Origin of the sequence: Denitrificimonas caeni (genome assembly GCF_905120345.1) — a bacterium.
In the GTDB taxonomy this organism is placed as follows: domain Bacteria; phylum Pseudomonadota; class Gammaproteobacteria; order Pseudomonadales; family Pseudomonadaceae; genus Denitrificimonas; species Denitrificimonas caeni_A.
In genome coordinates this window covers 162,154-182,308 of record NZ_CAJHOA010000004.1, presented here as the reverse complement: position 1 = coordinate 182,308, position 20,155 = coordinate 162,154, and the positions used below count along the sequence as shown (strand labels likewise).

General features: G+C 47.6%; 15 protein-coding genes. 6 read left to right on the top strand and 9 right to left on the bottom strand.

Going from position 1 to position 20,155, the window contains the following annotated elements; translation table 11 throughout:
* Positions 1–28: 28 nt before the first annotated feature.
* A complete protein-coding gene (locus JYJ62_RS08970) occupies positions 29–586 on the top strand; it encodes an L-threonylcarbamoyladenylate synthase (protein WP_205341870.1) in 558 nt (185 codons plus the stop codon).
* A 3-nt stretch (positions 587–589) separates the two neighbouring features.
* Here the strand turns inward: JYJ62_RS08970 and aroE are convergent, their stop codons facing one another.
* Both aroE and hemF read right to left on the bottom strand, forming a co-directional pair.
* The gene (gene aroE / locus JYJ62_RS08965) at positions 590–1,402 is read right to left on the bottom strand and encodes a shikimate dehydrogenase (protein ID WP_205341869.1); all 813 of its coding nucleotides are present in this window, start codon (positions 1,400–1,402) and stop codon (positions 590–592) included.
* Entirely contained in the window at positions 1,399–2,319 is a 921-nt protein-coding gene (gene hemF / locus JYJ62_RS08960) for an oxygen-dependent coproporphyrinogen oxidase (RefSeq protein ID WP_205341868.1), read from the bottom strand. The genes aroE and hemF overlap by 4 nt, the downstream gene beginning before the upstream one ends.
* Positions 2,320–2,662: 343 nt before the next feature.
* Here hemF and mgtE point away from each other — a divergent pair, with 343 nt between their 5' ends.
* Together mgtE and JYJ62_RS08950 are read left to right on the top strand one after the other, a co-directional pair.
* Complete coding sequence (gene mgtE / locus JYJ62_RS08955) at positions 2,663–4,018, top strand: magnesium transporter (protein ID WP_205341867.1); 1,356 nt, start codon at positions 2,663–2,665, stop codon at positions 4,016–4,018.
* Positions 4,019–4,182: 164 nt separating this feature from the next.
* Complete coding sequence (locus JYJ62_RS08950) at positions 4,183–4,887, top strand: MgtC family protein (RefSeq protein WP_205341866.1); 705 nt, start codon at positions 4,183–4,185, stop codon at positions 4,885–4,887.
* A 102-nt stretch (positions 4,888–4,989) separates the two neighbouring features.
* Here the strand turns inward: JYJ62_RS08950 and ilvD are convergent, their stop codons facing one another.
* Both ilvD and JYJ62_RS08940 read right to left on the bottom strand, forming a co-directional pair.
* On the bottom strand, positions 4,990–6,837 hold the full coding sequence (ilvD, locus tag JYJ62_RS08945) for a dihydroxy-acid dehydratase (RefSeq protein WP_205341865.1): 1,848 nt from the start codon (positions 6,835–6,837) through the stop codon (positions 4,990–4,992).
* 193 nt (positions 6,838–7,030) lie between these two features.
* Complete coding sequence (locus JYJ62_RS08940) at positions 7,031–8,227, bottom strand: class I SAM-dependent rRNA methyltransferase (protein ID WP_205341864.1); 1,197 nt, start codon at positions 8,225–8,227, stop codon at positions 7,031–7,033.
* A 160-nt stretch (positions 8,228–8,387) separates the two neighbouring features.
* On the opposite strand from JYJ62_RS08940, the gene JYJ62_RS08935 reads away from it, so the two are divergent.
* Positions 8,388–9,311, top strand: coding sequence for an SdiA-regulated domain-containing protein (locus JYJ62_RS08935; protein WP_205341863.1), 924 nt, complete (start codon positions 8,388–8,390; stop codon positions 9,309–9,311).
* Between the two features lie 216 nt (positions 9,312–9,527).
* Entirely contained in the window at positions 9,528–10,085 is a 558-nt protein-coding gene (locus tag JYJ62_RS08930) for a nitrous oxide reductase accessory protein NosL (RefSeq protein WP_205341862.1), read from the top strand.
* A 185-nt stretch (positions 10,086–10,270) separates the two neighbouring features.
* On the opposite strand, the gene JYJ62_RS08925 is transcribed toward JYJ62_RS08930, so the two are convergent.
* From JYJ62_RS08925 to rpiA, 5 genes are all read right to left on the bottom strand, one after another.
* Positions 10,271–10,591, bottom strand: coding sequence for a DUF2149 domain-containing protein (locus tag JYJ62_RS08925; RefSeq protein ID WP_205341861.1), 321 nt, complete (start codon positions 10,589–10,591; stop codon positions 10,271–10,273).
* A gap of 4 nt (positions 10,592–10,595) precedes the next feature.
* Positions 10,596–11,081, bottom strand: a complete 486-nt coding sequence (locus JYJ62_RS08920; protein ID WP_205341860.1) for a MotA/TolQ/ExbB proton channel family protein — start codon at positions 11,079–11,081, stop codon at positions 10,596–10,598.
* A 1-nt stretch (position 11,082) separates the two neighbouring features.
* Positions 11,083–15,156: a cobaltochelatase subunit CobN gene (gene cobN, locus JYJ62_RS08915; RefSeq protein WP_205341859.1), complete on the bottom strand. Its 4,074-nt coding sequence runs from the start codon at positions 15,154–15,156 to the stop codon at positions 11,083–11,085.
* A 2-nt stretch (positions 15,157–15,158) separates the two neighbouring features.
* Positions 15,159–17,396 (bottom strand): TonB-dependent receptor, encoded by a 2,238-nt coding sequence (locus JYJ62_RS08910; RefSeq protein WP_205341858.1) that lies wholly within the window; start codon positions 17,394–17,396, stop codon positions 15,159–15,161.
* 426 nt (positions 17,397–17,822) lie between these two features.
* The gene (gene rpiA / locus JYJ62_RS08905; protein ID WP_205341857.1) at positions 17,823–18,503 is read right to left on the bottom strand and encodes a ribose-5-phosphate isomerase RpiA; all 681 of its coding nucleotides are present in this window, start codon (positions 18,501–18,503) and stop codon (positions 17,823–17,825) included.
* 123 nt (positions 18,504–18,626) lie between these two features.
* Between rpiA and ilvA the strand changes: the two genes are divergently transcribed.
* Positions 18,627–20,141, top strand: a complete 1,515-nt coding sequence (ilvA, locus tag JYJ62_RS08900; RefSeq protein ID WP_205342084.1) for a threonine ammonia-lyase, biosynthetic — start codon at positions 18,627–18,629, stop codon at positions 20,139–20,141.
* Positions 20,142–20,155 lie beyond the last annotated feature (14 nt).

Genomic DNA, 20,155 nt, shown 5'->3' with positions numbered 1-20,155 from the left:
TGTCGGATTTCACTCATGTAGAAAAATTATGACCAGTGCTTGGCAGATTCAACAGATCACGCAAAAAATTCATCGTGGCGCCGTGATTGCCTATCCTACCGAAGCAGTCTGGGGGTTGGGTTGTGATCCTTTTAATGCGACGGCAGTGGCGCGTTTGTTGGCCTTAAAGGAGCGCCCTGAGCATAAGGGGTTGATTTTAGTGGCGGCCAGTATTGAGCAGTTTTCTTGGTTGCTAGAGGGTTTAACGGTCGGCGAGATGACACAGCTCAGCGCCAGTTGGCCGGGTCCTAATACCTGGTTAGTGCCGCATCAGAATCGTGTGCCAGAATGGATTACTGGCGCACATGATAGTGTCGCGATTCGCGTCAGTGCTCATCCTTTAGTGGCACGACTCTGTGCGCAAACCGGTCCACTGGTTTCCACTTCAGCCAATCCCAGTGGTCTGCCGCCAGCGAAAAGCCGACTGCGTATTGAGCAGTATTTCCATGGCCAACTTGATGCGATACTCAACGGCGAGCTGGGTCAGAGTAGTAAGCCCAGCACCATCCGCGACTTGCGTAGCGGGCAGGTGCTGCGTTCGGCTTGACAGCTAAAGTTGTGCGCGCAGTTGTTGTAGGACGGGCGCTGGGTTTGGACGTACAGCGGTCCACAGATAAAAAGCTTCCGCCGCTTGTTCGACCAACATTCCTAAGCCATCTAAAGTACGCGCGGCGCCTTGTTGTTGCGCCCACTGATTAAAGACAGTCGCTTGCTTGCTGTACATCATGTCGTAGCACACTGTGTGATCTGCCTTCACCAGCGTGTTGGCCAATGGTGGCAATTCACCGCTAAGACTGGCCGATGTGCCATTGATAATGATATCCACTGGTGCATCAATCCAGTCGTAGCCGGCCGCGGTCATATGGCCTAAATCGGCAAATTCACGCGCCAATTGTTCAGCTTTTTCGACGGTGCGATTGGCAATGCAAACCTCGGCTGGCCCTTGCGCTAACAACGGTTCTAATACACCGCGTACGGCACCGCCGGCACCTAAAATCAAGATTTTTTTGCCAGCTAAGACGACGTTGTTATTTAGTAAATCATTAACTAAGCCTGCACCGTCGGTGTTATCACCGAGCAAGCTGCCGTCGCTGAGTTTCTTTAAGGTGTTGACCGCTTTCGCCCGTTGCGCTCGTTGGCTAAGCTGGTCGGCAAGAGCAAAAGCTTGTTCTTTAAAAGGCACAGTAACATTGGCACCGCTGCCATTACTAAAAAACTGCGCCACCGCCTCAGGGAAACCATCTAGCGCTGCCAATAGCGGTTCATAGCTGATCTGCTGGCTAGTTTGCTCGGCAAATAAACGATGAATTAATGGTGATTTACTGTGGGCAATGGGATTGCCAAAGACGCCATAATATTTCATTGTGCACGTGCCTCGCCCAGCCAATCACGGTCTTGTAAAAAGTAGTCAGTCAAACGTGCTTCGCGGCTATTGGCTACAGGTTTCCAGTCGTAACCCCAGCGTACTTGTGGCGGCAGCGACATTAAAATTGACTCAGTGCGGCCACCTGATTGCAGACCAAATAAAGTGCCACGGTCAAAGACTAAGTTGAACTCGACATAACGGCCACGGCGGTAGGCTTGGAACTCGCGCTCTTGTTCAGTAAATGGCGTATGTCGACGACGCTCAATAATCGGCAGATAGGCATCCAGAAAGGCATCACCAATGGCGCGGATAAAGGCAAAACTGGTAGCAAAATCCCACTGATTGAGATCATCAAAGAATAAACCACCTATGCCGCGCGGCTCATCACGGTGCTTGAGATAGAAGTAGCGATCGCACCAGGCTTTATAATCGGCGTAAACCGTATCACCAAAGGGCGCACAGGCATCGTGCGCGACTTGATGCCAATGCACGCAATCTTCTTCTTCGGCGTAATAAGGGGTTAAATCAAAGCCACCCCCAAACCACCAAATCGGCTCTTCGCCAGGCTTTTCCGCGACAAATAAGCGTACATTGGCGTGCGATGTCGGAATATGCGGGTTTTCTGGGTGAATCACTAAGGATAAACCCATGGCTTGGAATGAGCGGCCGGCTAACTCTGGACGATGCGCACTGGCTGATGGCGGTAATGAGTCGCCATAGACGTGGGAGAAGTTCACTCCACCTTTTTCAATCAACGCACCGTTTTCTAACACCCGGGTGCGACCACCGCCACCACCGGGTCGCTGCCAGCTTTCTTCAAAAAAAGATCCGCCATCAGCCTGCTCTAAAGCAGCACAAATACGCTCTTGCAGATCCAGTAAGTAGGTTTTTACGTCATCAATTGTGGCTGTCAAAACAAACTCCAAGCAGGGTGCGCAGCACCACTCAAAAGATTTTATTTAAAAATAATTATTTAATTAAACCAAGCATACCATCATCAGAATCATCGGCTCACTGAATAAGTAAAACTGCGCTGCGGTTGTTATTACAGGAGACTTCCCTTAGTATTCGCCCGCCGCATAAGCGGTTTCAGAGAAAATAAAAGGCTATATGGAAAGTTCTTGTATAAGTCCCTGTTGGACTTCATCACATACTAAAATCAGCGTGTTTGCTGACGGCTTCCTGTTGACTGAAAACAGCCTTGTCTGATTTGTAGTCTCCTTCAGTTGCCCGATGTAGGCCGCTTGGAGAGACACAATGAGCAATACCCATAACAACCTCGCGCTCGTTCTGAGCGATGCAATTAAAAATAATCAATTCGATAACGCCCTTGCTGCGATTAAAAGTTTGCGTCCTGTCGATCTGGCTGATGTTCTAGAGCAGCTCGATCCTGCTTTATGCTGGCGACTGCTCGAACGCTTAGCCAACCGCGCAGAAGTTTTTACCTATTTCGAGCCCGAGCAACAAGTGCGTTTAGCGCGTGAGTTTCCGCGTGCGACTTTGGCTGAAATAGTCAGCGAGATGCCGGCGGATGAGCGTACTGACTTATTTAAACGCTTTGACCAAAATCAGCGCGATACCTTGCTGCCCGCCTTGGCTCAAGCTGAGCGTGAAGATATTCGTAAGTTGTCTGCGTATGTCGAAGGCACCGCCGGCGCGTTGATGACCTCTGACTATGCCATGTTGAAAAAAGACATGACTGTCGCCGAGTCGATGGCCTCATTGCGCAATGAAGCGCCTGATGCTGAGACTATTTATCAAGCCTATGTGATTGATGATAACCGCAAGTTATTGGGTGTGGTGTCATTGCGCGATTTGATCTTGGCCGATGTTGGTCGATCGATTAAAGATTTAATGATCAGTGATGTAGTGAGCGGCCAGGTTGCTGAAGACCAAGAAGACATTGCTAAGAAAATAGCCCGTTATGACTTACTGGCGTTACCCATTACCGATGAAGATGGCGTGCTCGTTGGGATTGTCACCTATGACGATGCCATGGACGTGGCCAGTGATGAAGTCACCGAAGATATTCATAAATCAGCTGGTGTCAGCACGGTTATTGGTAACTTAAAGGATGCCAGTATTGGTTTGCTGTATCGCAAACGGGTGTTTTGGCTGATTTTACTGGTGTTTGGCAATTTATTTTCCGGTGCCGGTATTGCTCACTTTGAAGACATTATTGCCGCCAACTTAGTCTTGGTATTCTTTTTACCATTACTGGTCGACAGTGGCGGTAACGCTGGTTCACAGTCTGCCACATTGATGGTACGCGCCTTAGCTACCGGTGAAGTAGTGATGCGTGACTGGCTCTATTTGATCGGCCGTGAAGCCTTAGTTGCCTTAGCGCTCGGTTGTACGATGGCCGCTGCCGTCTCGGTTCTAGGTTATATCCGTGGTGATGAAACCATCGCTTTGGTCTTGGCCTTGAGTATGGTTACCATCGTAATGATCGGTTGTATGATCGGCATGAGCCTACCTTTTGTGCTCAGCAAATTTAACTTTGACCCTGCTAGCGCCAGTGCGCCGTTGATTACCTCCGTGTGTGATGCTGTGGGCGTGGTGATCTACCTGTTTATTGCGGCTCATTTCCTTGCCGATGTAGCAGTTGTTTAAGTAGCTGGCGCCAGCCGTAGACGCTACGGCTGGCGCTTAAAACGTCATATCGCAGTCTCTTCTGCTATGTCTATGGCTTGCGTAGCAGAGGGTATTGCTGGCGTATCTCATGCGTTCTTGTAAAGCGCTTTTGTTACTCAATATATTTTTTAGAGGTAAACAGCATGGTTTGGGAAAACTTCGTGCTGCGCGTCGCTGTGGCGATGATGTTAGGTGCAGTGATTGGTGCTGAGCGTCAATTACGACAAAGATTGGCAGGTTTGCGTACCAATGCGTTGGTGGCCTCCGGTGCCAGTTTGTTTGTCTTGGTGTCTGCGTATACCGGTGATCTCAGCAGTGCTGGGCGTATTTCTGGGCAGGTGGTGTCGGGGATTGGTTTTTTAGGCGCAGGCGTTATTATGCGCGAAGGCCTCAATATTCGAGGCCTGAATACGGCGGCAACCTTATGGTGCTCGGCAGCAATTGGTGTGCTGTGCGGTATGGGGCTTCTGCTTGAAGCGGCGTTGGGGGCCGTGGTGATTTTGTGCGCTAATATCTTACTACGTGATGCGGCGCTACGTATTAACCGTTTAAACGTTGTCGATACTGAAGTTGAGCAGCGTTATGCTATTCATATTGTCTGCCATGGCGATGATGAGGTGCATGTACGCACATTGCTGCTGCATACGCTGAGTAATATGTCATTCACCTTGCAGTCACTGCTGAGTAAAGATTTAGATGATAGCGATTGCTTGCTGGTCAGTGCCGAAGTACTGGTGCAGTCAGGTCATCAATCGCAATTAGAACAAATTGTCAGTCGCGTTAGTTTAGAGAAAAGTGTCACGTCAGTGCGTTGGAAACTCTTGGCTGAGCATGATGATCTGGCTTAATTAGCATAACCTTGAGTGATTATCCGTACAAAAAAGCCCCGGATCTTTGCAGAATCGGGGCTTTTTTATTTAACGCACTTTAATCGTGTTAAGCACTAGAGCCTAGGGTATTAGCTCATCCAGCATAGCTTTGTTACGTACCGCGCCTTTGTCAGCACTGGTCGCTAACAGCGCGTAAGCCTTCAATGCAGTGGTCACTTTACGAGTGCGTACTTCAACCGGTTTCCAGCCTTTGGCATCTTGTGCCACACGACGTTCAGCCAGTTCAGCATCGCTGATTTGCAGATTGATACTGCGGTTAGGGATATCAATTAAGATGCTATCACCTTCCTGAACCAGACCAATGGCACCGCCAGCCGCCGCTTCTGGAGACGCGTGACCAATGGATAGACCCGAGGTACCACCAGAGAAACGGCCATCTGTCAGGAGCGCGCACTCTTTACCTAAACCTTTAGATTTCAGGTAGCTGGTGGGGTAGAGCATTTCTTGCATGCCCGGACCGCCTTTAGGACCTTCGTAACGGATAATCACGATGTCACCGGCTTTCACTTCGTCCGCGAGAATGCCGCGTACTGCAGAGTCTTGGCTTTCAAAGATTTTCGCCTTGCCGTTAAATACGTGAATAGATTCATCCACTCCGGCAGTTTTTACTACGCAGCCATCTAAAGCAATATTACCGTACAGAACAGCTAAACCGCCTTCGTGCGAGTAAGCGTGCTCAACGCTACGGATACAGCCGTTTTCACGGTCTAAATCCAAGGTCGGCCAGCGCGTGGCTTGGCTAAATGCGGTCTGGGTGGGAATACCACCAGGACCTGCTTTAAAGAAGGTGTGCACGGCTTCGTCGTCAGTTTGGGTGATATCCCATTTGGCAATCGCATCCGCCATGGTCTTACTGTGTACAGTTGGCAGGTCAGTGTGCAAGAAACCACCGCGCGCCAGCGAGCCTAAAATACTGAAGATACCACCGGCACGGTGCACATCTTCCATATGATAATCTTTGATATTGGGGGCGACTTTACACAGCTCAGGCACGATACGTGATAAGCGATCAATATCCAGTAAATCAAAGTCCATTTCAGCTTCTTGCGCCGAGGCTAATAAGTGCAGAATGGTGTTGGTCGAACCGCCCATAGCAATGTCTAACGTCATCGCATTTTCAAAGGCTTTGAAGTTGGCAATATTGCGTGGCAGGGCAGATTCGTCGCCTTCTTTATAGTAGCGACGGCACAGCTCAACAATGGTGCGACCGGCTTCTAAGAACAATTCTTCACGATCAGCGTGCGTGGCAAGAACGGTACCGTTGCCTGGTAAGCCAAGACCTAAAGCCTCAACCAGACAGTTCATAGAGTTGGCGGTGAACATACCGGAGCATGAACCACAGGTCGGGCAGGCGCTACGCTCGTATTCGGCAACTTTTTCGTCTGAAGCATCGTCGTCCGCCGCAATCACCATGGCGTCAACCAAATCTAAACCGTGACTGGCCAGCTTAGTTTTACCGGCTTCCATGGGGCCGCCAGAGACAAACACCACTGGGATATTCAGGCGCAAAGCAGCCATCAACATACCGGGGGTGATTTTATCGCAGTTGGAAATACACACGAGGGCATCGGCGCAGTGCGCGTTGGCCATGTATTCCACGGAGTCAGCAATGATTTCACGACTCGGCAGTGAATAGAGCATGCCGTCGTGGCCCATGGCGATACCGTCATCCACAGCAATGGTATTAAATTCTTTCGCGACACCACCGGCACGCTCAATTTCACGGGCGACTAATTGGCCCATATCTTTCAGGTGCACGTGACCCGGGACAAACTGGGTAAAGGAGTTGGCCACAGCAATAATGGGCTTATGAAAATCTTCGTCGGTCATACCGGTTGCGCGCCATAGTGCACGGGCACCGGCCATATTGCGGCCGAAGGTTGAGGTTTTCGAACGATAATCAGGCATCAGAACTTCCTGCAAAAAATAAAATAAGGGCGGTAAGCGCATCTGCTACTGCTGCTGCGGGGTGACCGTGCGATCGGCAAAGCATGCTTAGGCTCGCCTTGGGTAGTGACGAGAATCGTTTAATTCTACGCTGCCCTGCGCAAGTGGGCAAAGGGCAGCGGCGTTTTGCTTAACTGTGGCGTGCTGGACCGGCTTAACTGTTGGGTAAGATACGGCACACGGTGTATTTCAGGTGACGGGTTTCTGGGATGGCGGGGTGCATCGGGTGATCCGCGCTTTGCCCACTTTGCTCGAGAATCTGAATATTGCGATCCAAATGGCGCGCACTGGCCAGCAAAGTGCTGTGCATGCTTTCTTCAGTGAAAAACGGCGAGCGGGATGAGCAAATTAAAATACCATCACGGCTGAGTAAGCGGATGCAATGCTCATAGAGTTTGCGATAACCCGCTTCACCGGTTTTTTGATCTTTTTTACGCTTAATAAAAGCTGGCGGATCGACGATAATCACGTCAAAACGTTCTTCATCGCGCTTCAGTGCTTGTAAGGTTTCCAGTACATCACCTTCAGCACAGAGTAGGGTTTCGCCGATATCGTTGAGTTGAGCGTTGTTTTCTAAAGCATCTAAAGCCTGAGCAGAGGCTTCGGCGCAAAGGACTTCGCTGGCACCGGCTAATGCCGCCGGAATCGCCCAGCTACCGACATCGCTATAGACCGATAGCACACGTTTATCGGTGCAGTAAACCGCCGCTTGGAGGCGATTAAAACGTTGGTCGAAATACCAGCCCAGTGCCTTTTTCTGCATAAGTGGTGCGTTATACACTAAATCATTTTCGAGCAGTTGCACCCATTCAGGTACATCACCGTAAGCCACTGCTAAGTAGCGTTCTAAACCTTCGCTATCGCGCAGATTGGAATCATTGCGCCATAACACACCGGTCGGTTTGCAGACCTGTAATAAGGCTTCCAAAATAATATCTTTATGTGGCTCCATGCAGGCCGCAGTGATTTGTACCACTAAAATGTCGCCAAAACGGTCGATTTCAAGACCGGGTAATAAATCACCTTCAGCATGCACTAAACGATAGAAAGGCTCGGTAAAGAGGCGCTCGCGCAGTGACAAGGCAATATTGAGGCGGTGCACCAACAGCGACTTATCTAAGCGGTGTTCAACATCACGAGAAACCAAACGCGCACAAACCAGTGTCTGTGGGCTCATCAGCGCAACGCCGAGCTGTTTGCCAGAAGCACTTTCGACAATGACTTGATCACCTGCTTTAAAACCGCTTAAAGGCGACAGTTGAGTATCAATTTCATTGCTATAGATCCACAGATGACCGCTACGTAAACGGCGATCAGAGTTAGATTTTAAGCGTAAAGAAGGCAGTGACATGGACATCTCCAAATAAACAATGCGCAGAGTATAACGATTGTCTTCAGCGTGGGTCTGATTTTCGCAGTAGGATATGGCGCTTAATAACAGCCTGCCATATTGGCTCGACGTATGGGCGTTGTATAGCTTGCTTTAAGTAATAAATTAGAAGGTTGTTAGCATGTTTAAAGTATTCAAGGTTCGGCCGAAAGTGTGGGTATTGATTGCCGCATGTACAGGTTTAGGAATGGGGCTCCTACATTATTTTCATTGGGATGATCGCTTCGTATTCTTGTGGCAAGAGCACAACACCAGTGCTCAACAGCAAGCCGAGAGTATTTGGCTGCCAGGTTACCGTGCGGTAATTCAGGCCAAGCCGCTGCCGGGACTGGAAAAATTTGAAACCTCAGGACTGAGCTGGAGTCCGTTGAGTAATACACTCTTTACTGTGACGGGCAGGGTACCAAAATTAGTTGAGTTATCTTTAGAGGGTGAAGTGCTACGTATAGTTGAGTTGCGTGGCTTTTCTGATCCTGAAGGGGTGGAAGTACTGAGTGATGGGCGCATTGCCATTATTGATGAGCGCCGTGGACAGTTAACCGCCTTTTATTTACCACTGGATGCGCAGTTTATTGATAGTGATACGTTGCCATCTATCAGTCTAGGTGCTAACGCGGGTGGTAATAAGGGTTTTGAGGGTGTTGCTTGGGATGCGCGTAATCAACGCATATTATTGGCCAAGGAGCGCAGCCCCTTTGGTTTATTTAGCTTACCGTTTCCAGACGCAGAGGATGGCGTTGAGACGCCAGTACCGGTTCTACAAGAGTTGCGATCTGAGCAGGTCTTTATGCGCGATCTCTCTTCGTTAGCGATTGATCAGCGTACTGGACACTTATTGGTCCTCTCTGATGAGTCCCGAATGTTGTTAGAGTTAGATGAGGACGGTAATCCAGTCAGCTTTATCAGTTTAGCCATGGGCTTTAATGGCTTAACCCGGAGCATTAAACAAGCGGAAGGCGTGGCGATGGATGGGCAAGGCACTATTTATATTGTCAGTGAACCCAACTTGTTTTATGTGTTTAAAAAGGCCGCTCAAAAACCGTAATATCCTAGAACTTATGCGCAGCAGTACGCAAACCATGACGGCATAACCTAATAGTGCAAGATGGTTTGCAGCAGATAAGGTAGGTTCAACGGTATTCTTATAGTACTGCGACAAAATGCACACTTGCCATGGATGTCCAGTACCCTAATATCGGGTGGCGGCTTGTTGGTTAATGGGCGCGCGGTACTCTTACAACCATCAGCGGGGGAAAGATCCATGAAGCGCAGAACACTTTTAAAGGGTGCTGGGCTGGCCATAACCAGCGTAGCAGCTATGGGTGGGTCAATCGGTCAGGCATTTGCGGTCGATGAGTCGACCAGTCAGCCGGATGCAGCTCCGCTGGACAATGAACTGGATAAGTACCCGCGCTGCGTTATTTGCAATATGGATCGGCGCCAGTTCCACTTCTCTCGTCACCTATTGCACTATGCTGATGGCCATGCCGAAGGAATCTGCTCAATCAACTGCGCCAGCGAGGCCATGTTGCGCGAACGCAAGCGCGGCTTCAAAACTATTTATGCTGCGGATTTTGGTGTTGCGGGCGAGCCTAAGCCGTTGATTGAAGCATCCTCTGCCACCTACCTGATTGGCTCTAGCTTGCGTGCGGTAATGAGTCCGGTCAGCAAGTACGCTTTTTCTCAGCGTTCCGCTGCAGAAACGGTTATGTCCGATGCCGGTGGCCAGCTGATCAGTTTTGATCAGGCTGTGGCGGCTTCGCTGCAAGACTATGCCAGCATGCTTACTCAGAAATATGCCAGGGGTCGCGAATCTTAAGCTTCACGGGCGCACGACATCCGACAGGCTCATTGCTTAAACTGCGTTGTGGGAGCCGCTAGGTGGTTATTTGCGTCTAAGTATTGATACAAACCGGCTCAAAAACGCAGTTTACACAGAGTAAACGAGCATTTTGGCCGGCTATGCCTTATCAATTTTATGCAGAAATACCTTGGTTTTTCAGCCTATTCAGGCACGTAAATCATGCTGCCATCTTCCATGCGGTAAGTGATTCCTGCTTTACTGCCTTGACCCTCGCCGACTTCACCCGTTGATTGGTAATGTTTTAGCTCAGTGCCTTCCTTAATCATCATTTCCATATTCGGTTTACCGGGGTTTTTAATCACAATAATCTCTTCTTCCGTGGTAAATGGGTTGATTGGATTCGACATTAAAATAACCAGTAACACAGCAATCACCACTAAAAATACATCAATGATATTCACTGTACTGGCGATAGGATCGTCATCTTCGTCTTCTAGGATATTGAGTTTTAAACGACTCATACTACTAAACCCCCTGCTCAACAATAGGTACTAGCTGCTTTAATTCTTCGAGCAACCAACGACGTCGCACGGAAAGGATCCAGAACACTATTGAGGCCACTATCAAGGCAATAATGACCGCGGAGAACGCAGCGGATAGGTTTTCCGCGACGCTCATAAAGTCACCTGAAGCGACGCCCATTAGTGCTGGGCCCATGGGAATCATGGTGGCGATCAGACCCAGCATCGGTGAAACGCGGCTCACCACGCGCAAAGGCTCAAGCGTTTTTAGTACTTGTAGTTCTAAGTGTTCTAAATCTGCTTGGGGGTGCTGACGGTAATACCAGGTTAGTGGTTTAGATATATTTGCGCTAAAGCGGCGCTGTACAACTTCAAACAAAAACCGACCTAGTTCAAACAAAGCATAGACAAAGAGCACGGCAAGCACGGCAAATACCGGCAGCAAAAACATGCCAGCGATTTGGTACATAGTTAATTCAATAAAACCCATTTTATTCCCCTATGAAGATACGTTGTCTACGCGCGAGCATGGCTTGGTAAGCAGCACCTAAGCCGATTAAAATAAATAAAGTCCACAGCCACCAAAGGTCAGTTTCAACAGGTTCTGCTGGGGCTATTTCAGCCATTTCTTGGCCTTTAACCTGCTCTAAAGGTGAGTTGCTGGTTTCTGCCTCGGCGGGGTCTGTTGGCTCTGGATGTGCCGCCGCTTCAACGGCAGCAGGTGCTACACCGGAGAGGCCATAACCAGCTGCCAGTTCGGCCACATAGGCTTTAAAGGTTTCATTGCTGGTGTAGATATCATGTTGTGCGGCCAACTCTTGGTATAGCTCAACCAATTCTTGTTTGGTTTGCTCGCTGGCGTCCCAGTAGTCTTTGCGAACAGCTTCCAGCATCCGTTCAGCGATTTGCGCCATGGCTGCTGGATTGCTTTGTTCAAACCACTCTTTTAGGGATAAATCATATTTATCGTTAATATAGGTTTGGTGAAACTCCTCCCACTGGTCATCGCGCACGATGCGTTCATCCATCACCTGCCAACCCCAAAAATTATTGATGGTATTGAGCAGTTCTAAGGTGCCGGCATAGCCTTCTTTTTGCATTTCTGCCAGCCAGTTGGGATGCTGATACACCGCGCGCAATTCATTGGCTAAAAAACGCTCGGCGCTTTGTAATTTAGCGCGATTGGGGTCACGTAAATTGGCGATATACAGCTTGGGTGCAGCGCCATCTAAATGCTGCACGGCTAAGGAAATACCACCGAGGTACTCAAAAGGATGGTCGGTATCCAGTAGACCTCTTAGATTTGAGGAGCGGGAGAACACAGCTGCTTGCGTACCCTTAAGCTGTTCGGCATATAGATTCAGCGCTTGACCGTTGACGGCTGCAGGCTTTTGGCTCCACTGTGATGTATCTGGGCCATAAGCCCAAGACATGCGTGACAAGTAGAGCTCAGCAAGCTGATTATCGTCTGCTTCCCACTTATCTGAGGCCAGTGTGGCTTCCGGCAGCTGAGTGCCATAATCACCGGACTCTGTACCAAACACTCGGGTGAGCGCGAGGTTATGTGCCTGATCTTCTGGATAGCCTAACTCCAACAATCGTTGCAGCACTTGCCGTGTATTGGCGCGAATTGGGTTCATGGCGGCCGGCTCGTCTTGCTCAGCAACCATTACAATAGCCTGATTGAAACGCTCAATTAAATTGGGAAACTGATCGCGATACAGGCCCGTCAGTGAGATCACCGTATCAATCCGTGCTCGCCCCAGTTCGCTCAAGGGAATTAGCTCAAGGTCGACCACCCGTCCGCCACGATCCCAAACCGGTTTCACCCCCAAAGCAGCGAAGATTTGCGCCTCTAGCATCCCCAAGTGGCGCATGGTTTCTGTGCTCCACATAGTAAAGGCCAGTTTGCTCGGTGTTTCCTTCTCAGTCAGCTGATGGCTGAGTAACAGTTCATCGAGCGCCTGTATTCCGGCGGTATAAGCAGCTTTGGTTGGCACTCTGGAAGGATCAAAGCCATACATATTGCGCCCGGTGGGCAAGGCATCAGGATTACGCACCGGATCGCCACCGTAGGATGGATCAATCCAGCGTGCCGCTAGGGCGGTCATCAGGCTGTCTGTTTCCACATGCGCAGCTAAGTTATTTAACTGATTGAGACCTTCTTTAACCAAGGCTTGCTGCTCTGGCGTTGCGTCTTTGTCGAGAGCAGTGCCTTGCACAATGTGTTGTGCGACAAATTGATAGGCGGAGGTTTCTTTTAAGTCCTTATAATCACGCTTAAACTCTGCTGCTAAGTTATCCAAGCCTAAAGCTGTTGCTAAAGGCTCTTGCAACATCAGCATCAAGGTTAAAGTTAAGTGATCGGACTCGGCGCTTTGACCGAAAGTATGCAGGCCTAAAGGTTGGATTGCCGCTCCAAGGTCTTCGAGGTAATTCTCTAACTCTCTAGAGAATGCGGCAAAATCGGTATGTAAATTCGCAACGTCCCACTCCAAGTCTTGATGAATATTCATTTTGACCACCTGCTCGATAATCAGCGCTTGGTTGTTTTGTTTGACCAAGCCCTCATCCAGCAGTTGATACTCTTCAAGTAAATTATTGATGGTGACAAAGTCATCGGATAAGCCAGCCGGTGAGAGCGGAGCGGTTTGGTGGCTAATAATCACCCCGCGACCACGACGTTTAACATGAATGGCTTCGGCAATATTATCGACAATATAGGGATAAATGACCGGCACTGAGCCAACCGCTAGATTAGGCGCATCATAGGCCCATAAACCGCGCTCTTTACCCGGCAACCACTCCTGTGAGCCGTGGGTACCAAAGTGAATAATGGCATCAGCTTGATAATGTTCACGAATCCATAAATACACCGCAGCATAGTAATGGTGCATCGGCACCTTAACGTCATGGAAGATATCTTTATCTTGGCTGGGGTCATTACCGCCACGACTGGGCTGCGGCATGATAATCAGATTGCCGCTTTCTAAACGTGGAATAACAAAGCCTTGCTGGCCTCGATACGCGACTAAACCAGCATAATTATTCGCTTCGCCCCAGTAGCCATTGATTTCACTCTGCACCTCTTCGGGTAGCGTTTTAAACCAAGCTTGATAGGCCTCTAGAGACAGAAAGCTCCACAAAGCTGTGTCCATTAATTCGTCTAAGTGGTCAGGGCGATAGCTGGGCTTTAGCATTGCAGCTACCGCATCAATAATCGTCTGTTCAGCGACTGGGCTAACCTGATAACCCTCTTTTTGTAAATCGCTGGTTAACTTTTCCAAAGAACGCGGCACATTCAGATTAGAGGCACCTTGGTTGGTTTCTCCTGGAGGGTGATTCCAAAACAACAGCGCTAATTTTTTATCCTGATTGTCCTTGCGTTGCAGGCTGGCCAAGTTAAAGGCTTTATTCACCAACACGTTCAGCTGTTCAGGGATTGGCAGCATTTCCCCGCCTTCATTAGTGGTTAAAATAACCGGGTCCTGCATGCCAATATATTCCGCATTGGTTAAGGTGAAGGGCAACGAAAAACTATCAACACCTGCACTGTCTGCCTTATAGGCTGCATAGTTATCCGAACGGTAATGGAGGATTTGCACAACAGGGATATTGAGCTGTTGGTATTTAGCTTTACGCCCTTCAGTGTCCCCGCCTAAAAAGGTATTGACCAAGAGCACATTGGCAATCATCTGGTTGTCGAGTTGTAACAAAGGTTCAATAGCGACAGGGCGACGATGGGTTTTGGGATTGGGGAAATCTACTGTTGCTTGAGTTGTTTCACTGGCAGCGGCAGCGGCTGCTGTGCTTGGCGGGCGAGGTCGACCAGTCAGTGAGCGAGATTTAGGATAATAGACAATCGGTAGGCCATTGCTTTGTTCAATGGCATCAATAACGGCATCTAAATGTGCAGTTTGTGCATCGGCAATATAGCTGGAGGTGGTCTCCATGGCGATCACTGACTTGTCTTGCCAATCACTTTTCTGCTGTTGCTGCCACCAAGCGAGATACTCCTCTAAAGTAGCAAAAATTTTACCCTCAGCTTGTGGGTGGTAAATGCCGCCATCGGGTAACGGCTGCGGTTTTTCCACTAGAGACAGATCCGCACCTTGCAAGTAATGCTCGATATAGCTCAGTAACGCACGTCGATTATTCTCCATGCCGGACAAATAGTAGTCCTGAATCGCTTTCGCATGCTCAAAGGCTAAATTTCTATACTGCAACGGCTGCTGCGGTGTCATGCGCTGGATTTGTACCAGCGGTGTACTGACCTTTTGCAAGCGGTCTTGTAGCTGGCTGGCAATAACGGCTTGGTCACTGGTACGTGGCGAGTCGACAATAATAAAGTCAGCTTGCTCGATAAAATCTGTATTGCCGTCCAGCTGCTCAACATAATAATAATTAAAGTTAAGTGAGCTGTTGTCTGCTAAGAGCGCTAACTGTTTGAATTTATTTTCAATAACAAACTCAGAGGTTAATACAATGACATTGGCTTTTTGTGCAAAAGCATTCATGCTGATAGCCATTAAACAACATAAAATAGCACTTAATAATTTACCCATCCTTAAAACCTCACCGTTAGGCCAGCAGACCAGGTGCGGCCTGGGTCGACAATAATGGATAAGTCTTCGGAATTATAAACACCGTCATAAATACCATTGATACCTGCGGAATCTTGAGAACCATAAACGGAACTGTAGTATTGCTTATTGGTGGCGTTTTCGATTTTTAAGAAAGCATTAATTTGGCTATCAGTTCTTCCAAAAACGCGCAGATTAGTTTTGTAATTGGCAGTGATATTTAATAAGGTGCGTTGTTTTATTTTCTCTTGACTAATTTCATCAGCATAGCTGGAGCTTTTATAGTCAGCTTCTGCGGTGAGATAAAAATCTTTATAAAGGTGCCAGTGGGTTCTAAAGTTAGCGCTGTGCTTAGGCGTTCTCGGTACTTGGTTATTTTTATTATCGTAATGCTTAAAGAATACTTGGCTGTTAGGGTTAATTAACTGATTATGGCTACTTACCTCGCTACCGCGAGAATTACCTAGAGCTAAGTAAAAATCATCATATTTTTTAAAGTAGCTATCTAAGTAGGTGTAGGCAAGGTCAAAAGATAAGTCGTTTTTAATATCAGTACTTAAAGCCAGCTCAACTCCTTGGCTGACAACATCGCCAATATTGTCATACTTAGTATCTCTAGCGCCACTAGGGTCTCGCTCAACCACATCCGTGATGAAATCTTTACGGCGCATATGAAAAATTGAACCATTAATTGAGGTGTTCCAGCCCAATATAGGCTGTTCACTGCGCACGCCTATTTCATAGTTTCTGGTATGCTCAGGGTCAACACTATTATTGGTTGACAGTTGACTTAAGGTAGGTGTTCGAAAACCTGTTGATACACCGGCATACACAGAGGTTCTGTCGGTTAAACTTTGATCAATGCCTAAGCGCCAAGAGGAGATATCAAAGTTTGAGTCACCTTTTGCAAAGGTTAATTTATCTTCGTCGTTTAGAGAAATATGATCAAAACGGTAGTTGCCGGTCAATGTAGTAAAATCTGTTAGAGCGTACTTTAATTCAGTGTAAGCCGCCTTGGTGCGCTCAGTGCGCTCACCTTTGCTGGTAACAGTTCCTTGCGTAATGACGGGTGCAAAAGGAGAAGGAGAGTGTTTGTAATCTTGTTTAGCGGTGGTTATGTCTTCAAATTGATCGTCTCTAAAGTCTAAACCACCCATTAAGGCTAAATTACCAAAGCTTTCTTTGATTTCTAATTTAACGCCACGCTGAGTTTGTTCATAGTTCGTTATATTGGCATAGGCATCATAAGAGCTATTAGGTACAGGTTTGCCTAAGCCGTCGAATCTAACAGGGGCTGACCAGTAGGACGTTTCATCTTTAAATTGATAACCTATTAAAGATAAAGACCCTGTGTCAGAAAAATCATAAGAATAGGTTAAGTTAAACCTCTTTAGATCTGTGTCTGTATTGCGTGTATAACCACGGGTTGCGTTTTTTGCCTTTGGATCATCTTTGGCTTGTGTAATACCCTTAACATATCCATTGCCATCCCTGAAAAGATCAATTCCTTCATAGTTGAATTTTAGTCTTGAGTTGTCACTTAAATTTAAATTAAAGTTTAGCGAATAACTTTCACTATCTCGGTCTGATAAATAATGATAGCCATCCGTTTCTCGTTTTGAATATTGGAAACGACCCGATAGTATCGATTGTGAAAAGTTAGCTGATAGGAGTTCTTTGTTATAGCCAAATGAGCCTTTCTCGTAGTCTAAAGTAATATCATTCTTAGCCTTGGCACCTTTTGTGGTAATAATAACAGCGCCGGCTAATGCATCTTCACCGTACAAATAAGATGCACCACCCTTAACCACGCGAATCGATTCAATATTGTCTAGATCAATATTAACTTTACCGGTACGTTCAAAAATAGGTACGCCATCAATAACGATAGCGACCCCAGGCTGTTCACCATAATATCTTTGGTTGTCAATACCACGTATTTTGATTTTTATGCCATCGCCGTCGCCATATGAGTCTGAGGTGATACCGGGAATGCCTCTTAGTATTTCTTGAATATTTTTAGCATGCTGATCATCAATGTCTTCACCGCTGATAAATGTGGAACTGGAAGGGTTTTGTAGATAAGCATCAAAACGATCATTAATAGCTGAGCTGTAGGTCGTCACAGTTCTTAATGTATAAGGGTCGTCAGCTGCATAAGAAGCATCTATACATAATATGACAGCCGGTAGTAGTAGATATTTCTTAGATAAATAAAACATATGACATCCACTCTTAGATTTTAAGTAGAGGTATGGTATTTTAAAATATTTATCTAGCAATACGTCACTTTGTCGCAAAGGCAAAGTGACGCAGGGGTATTCAACTAATGTTGGCTTGATATTTTGCGAGTGGTCATTTTATCTGTTTATAAGGTTGGTTTTAATTAATCATAAGTTGTCATATATATCAGGATTTTATATTTATATATTTAAATAGAATAACGGTGGGTTTTTTTGAATGTGTTTATTGTTGCCGTTGTTATATCAGCAGTTTTTATGATGTGTTAATCGGTGTTCAAGTATGGAGTGTGGGCTTAAAGGCGTTTTTTAGTGCTGTGGTTGTTCGAGTGTGCGGTGTTTTTCAGAGGGTAAAACAGCATAGCGGCGCAGTGGGCAGCGGTATGCTGTTTAAGTGTATAGAGCGGCTTAGAGGTCGGGTTTTTTTAAAGTCGTCACCCCGTTTTTTGTACCCAGTAGTAAGACATCCGCCGAGCGCTGGGCAAATAAACCGCTGCAGACTACACCGGCGATGTTGTTGATTTTTTCTTCGAGGCCGCGCGGGTCAGTGATTTGCAGATTGTGCAGATCTAAAATCACATTGCCATTATCTGTTACCACGCCGGTGCGATACACCGGATCGCCGCCGAGTTTTAGCAATTCACGGGCAACATAGCTACGCGCCATGGGAATTACTTCAACCGGCAGGGGGAACTCACCCAGTACAACCACTTTCTTACTGTCATCGGCGATGCAAATAAAGGTTTTTGCGACTGCTGCGACAATTTTTTCACGGGTTAGCGCTGCGCCACCACCCTTAATCAGCTCTAGATATTTATTGCACTCGTCGGCACCGTCGATATAGAACTCCAACTCTTGTACCGAGTTAAGGTCATGTACGCTAATACCGTGCTGCTTTAAACGCTCGGCAGTGGCTTCGGAACTGGCAACCGCTCCGGCAAAGTCATATTTATGCTCAGCCAGTAAATCAATAAAAAAGTTTGCCGTAGAGCCTGTACCCACACCAATAATGCTGCGTGGCTCGAGGTGCGGGATAATATAGTCGATTGCCGCTTGGGCAACAGCTTGCTTGAGTTGATCTTGATTCACGATAGACTCCGGGAAAATATGAATATATGTCAATTATAGCGACTTACGCTGCCTGCATGTGGTTGAGTTGTCAGCGGTGGAGTAGACTGTTTGACTTTGTCGCACAGTTTAGTGATCACCATCATGCTCGAACATTATGTAAAAAAAATTCTAAATGCCCGCGTTTATGACGTGGCGCAGGAAACACCTTTGCAGGCTGCACCGCAGTTATCTGAGCGTTTAGGCAATAAAATTCTGCTTAAACGAGAAGATCTACAGCCGGTCTTCTCCTTTAAAATTCGGGGTGCTTACAATAAAATTGTACAGCTTAGCGCTGAAGAACGCGCGTGCGGCGTGGTTACCGCCTCGGCCGGTAATCATGCGCAAGGGGTGGCATTGGCGGCCAAGTTTCTTGGGATTAAAGCCACCATTGTGATGCCTAAAACCACACCGGAAATTAAAGTCAAAGCGGTCCGCGCACGTGGTGCACGAGTGGTATTGCACGGCGATGCCTTTCCCGAATCATTAGCGCATTCGCTAAAGTTGGTCGAAGAAAAAGGTTTTGTCTATATCCATCCTTATGATGATCCTGATGTGATTGCTGGACAGGGCACTGTAGCGATGGAAATTCTGCGTCAACACCAAGGTCCACTGCATGCGGTTTTTGTACCTTGTGGTGGTGGTGGTTTGATTGCGGGTGTCGCGGCTTACATTAAGTATGTGCGCCCAGAAGTGAAAATTATTGGTGTTGAACCGGTTGATTCTAATTGTTTACAACAAGCCATGGCGGCCGGTGAACGCGTCGTTTTGCCACAAGTGGGTCTGTTTGCTGATGGCGTGGCCGTCACCCAAATTGGCGAGCATACCTTTGCTATTTGTCGTGATTATGTCGATGAAGTGGTGACGGTTAGCACTGATGAACTCTGTGCGGCAATGAAAGATATTTATGATGATACCCGTTCCATTACTGAGCCAGCAGGTGCCTTAGCGGTCGCTGGAATTAAAAAGTATGTTGAGCGTACGGGTATTGTTGGTGAAAACTTAGTAGCGATTGATTCGGGCGCCAACGTCAACTTTGACCGTTTACGCCACGTGGCTGAGCGTGCCGAATTAGGTGAGCAGCGTGAAGCGATTATCGCAGTGACGATTCCAGAGAAACCTGGCAGCTTTAAGCAGTTCTGTGAAGCGATCGGTAAGCGGCAAATTACTGAGTTCAATTACCGCTATCACACCGATGGTACTGCGCATATTTTTGTGGGTGTGCAAACCCATCCTGACTTAGATCCGCGGGCCGCGTTGGTCGAAAGCTTGCGTGAGCAAGGCTTCCCAGTACTCGATTTAACTGAAAACGAACTGGCTAAACTGCATATTCGTCATATGGTCGGCGGTCATGCTGATGCAGTGACCAGTGAGCGCGTGTTCCGCTTTGAGTTTCCTGAGCGTCCTGGTGCTTTATTTAACTTCTTAAATAAGCTGGGCGGACGCTGGAATATTTCTATGTTCCATTACCGTAATCATGGTGCTGCCGATGGCCGCGTTTTAGCCGCTTTGCAAATTCCGGAAGATGAGCAACCGTTGTTAGCAGAAGCCTTAGATAAGATTGGCTACCGATATTGGGATGAAACTGAAAATCCTGCATATCAGTTGTTTTTAGGCTAGGGTGAGCGCCCTTA

What these genes read in the sequence shown, in the direction of transcription:
- JYJ62_RS08970 (WP_205341870.1), top strand. Translation starts at nt 29, where the DNA reads ATGACCAGTGCTTGGCAGATTCAACAGATCACGCAAAAAATTCATCGT.
- aroE (WP_205341869.1), bottom strand. Translation starts at nt 1,402, where the DNA reads ATGAAATATTATGGCGTCTTTGGCAATCCCATTGCCCACAGTAAATCA.
- mgtE (WP_205341867.1), top strand. Translation starts at nt 2,663, where the DNA reads ATGAGCAATACCCATAACAACCTCGCGCTCGTTCTGAGCGATGCAATT.
- JYJ62_RS08950 (WP_205341866.1), top strand. Translation starts at nt 4,183, where the DNA reads ATGGTTTGGGAAAACTTCGTGCTGCGCGTCGCTGTGGCGATGATGTTA.
- ilvD (WP_205341865.1), bottom strand. Translation starts at nt 6,837, where the DNA reads ATGCCTGATTATCGTTCGAAAACCTCAACCTTCGGCCGCAATATGGCC.
- JYJ62_RS08940 (WP_205341864.1), bottom strand. Translation starts at nt 8,227, where the DNA reads ATGTCACTGCCTTCTTTACGCTTAAAATCTAACTCTGATCGCCGTTTA.
- JYJ62_RS08935 (WP_205341863.1), top strand. Translation starts at nt 8,388, where the DNA reads ATGTTTAAAGTATTCAAGGTTCGGCCGAAAGTGTGGGTATTGATTGCC.
- JYJ62_RS08930 (WP_205341862.1), top strand. Translation starts at nt 9,528, where the DNA reads ATGAAGCGCAGAACACTTTTAAAGGGTGCTGGGCTGGCCATAACCAGC.
- JYJ62_RS08925 (WP_205341861.1), bottom strand. Translation starts at nt 10,591, where the DNA reads ATGAGTCGTTTAAAACTCAATATCCTAGAAGACGAAGATGACGATCCT.
- JYJ62_RS08920 (WP_205341860.1), bottom strand. Translation starts at nt 11,081, where the DNA reads ATGGGTTTTATTGAATTAACTATGTACCAAATCGCTGGCATGTTTTTG.
- cobN (WP_205341859.1), bottom strand. Translation starts at nt 15,156, where the DNA reads ATGGGTAAATTATTAAGTGCTATTTTATGTTGTTTAATGGCTATCAGC.
- JYJ62_RS08910 (WP_205341858.1), bottom strand. Translation starts at nt 17,396, where the DNA reads ATGTTTTATTTATCTAAGAAATATCTACTACTACCGGCTGTCATATTA.
- ilvA (WP_205342084.1), top strand. Translation starts at nt 18,627, where the DNA reads ATGCTCGAACATTATGTAAAAAAAATTCTAAATGCCCGCGTTTATGAC.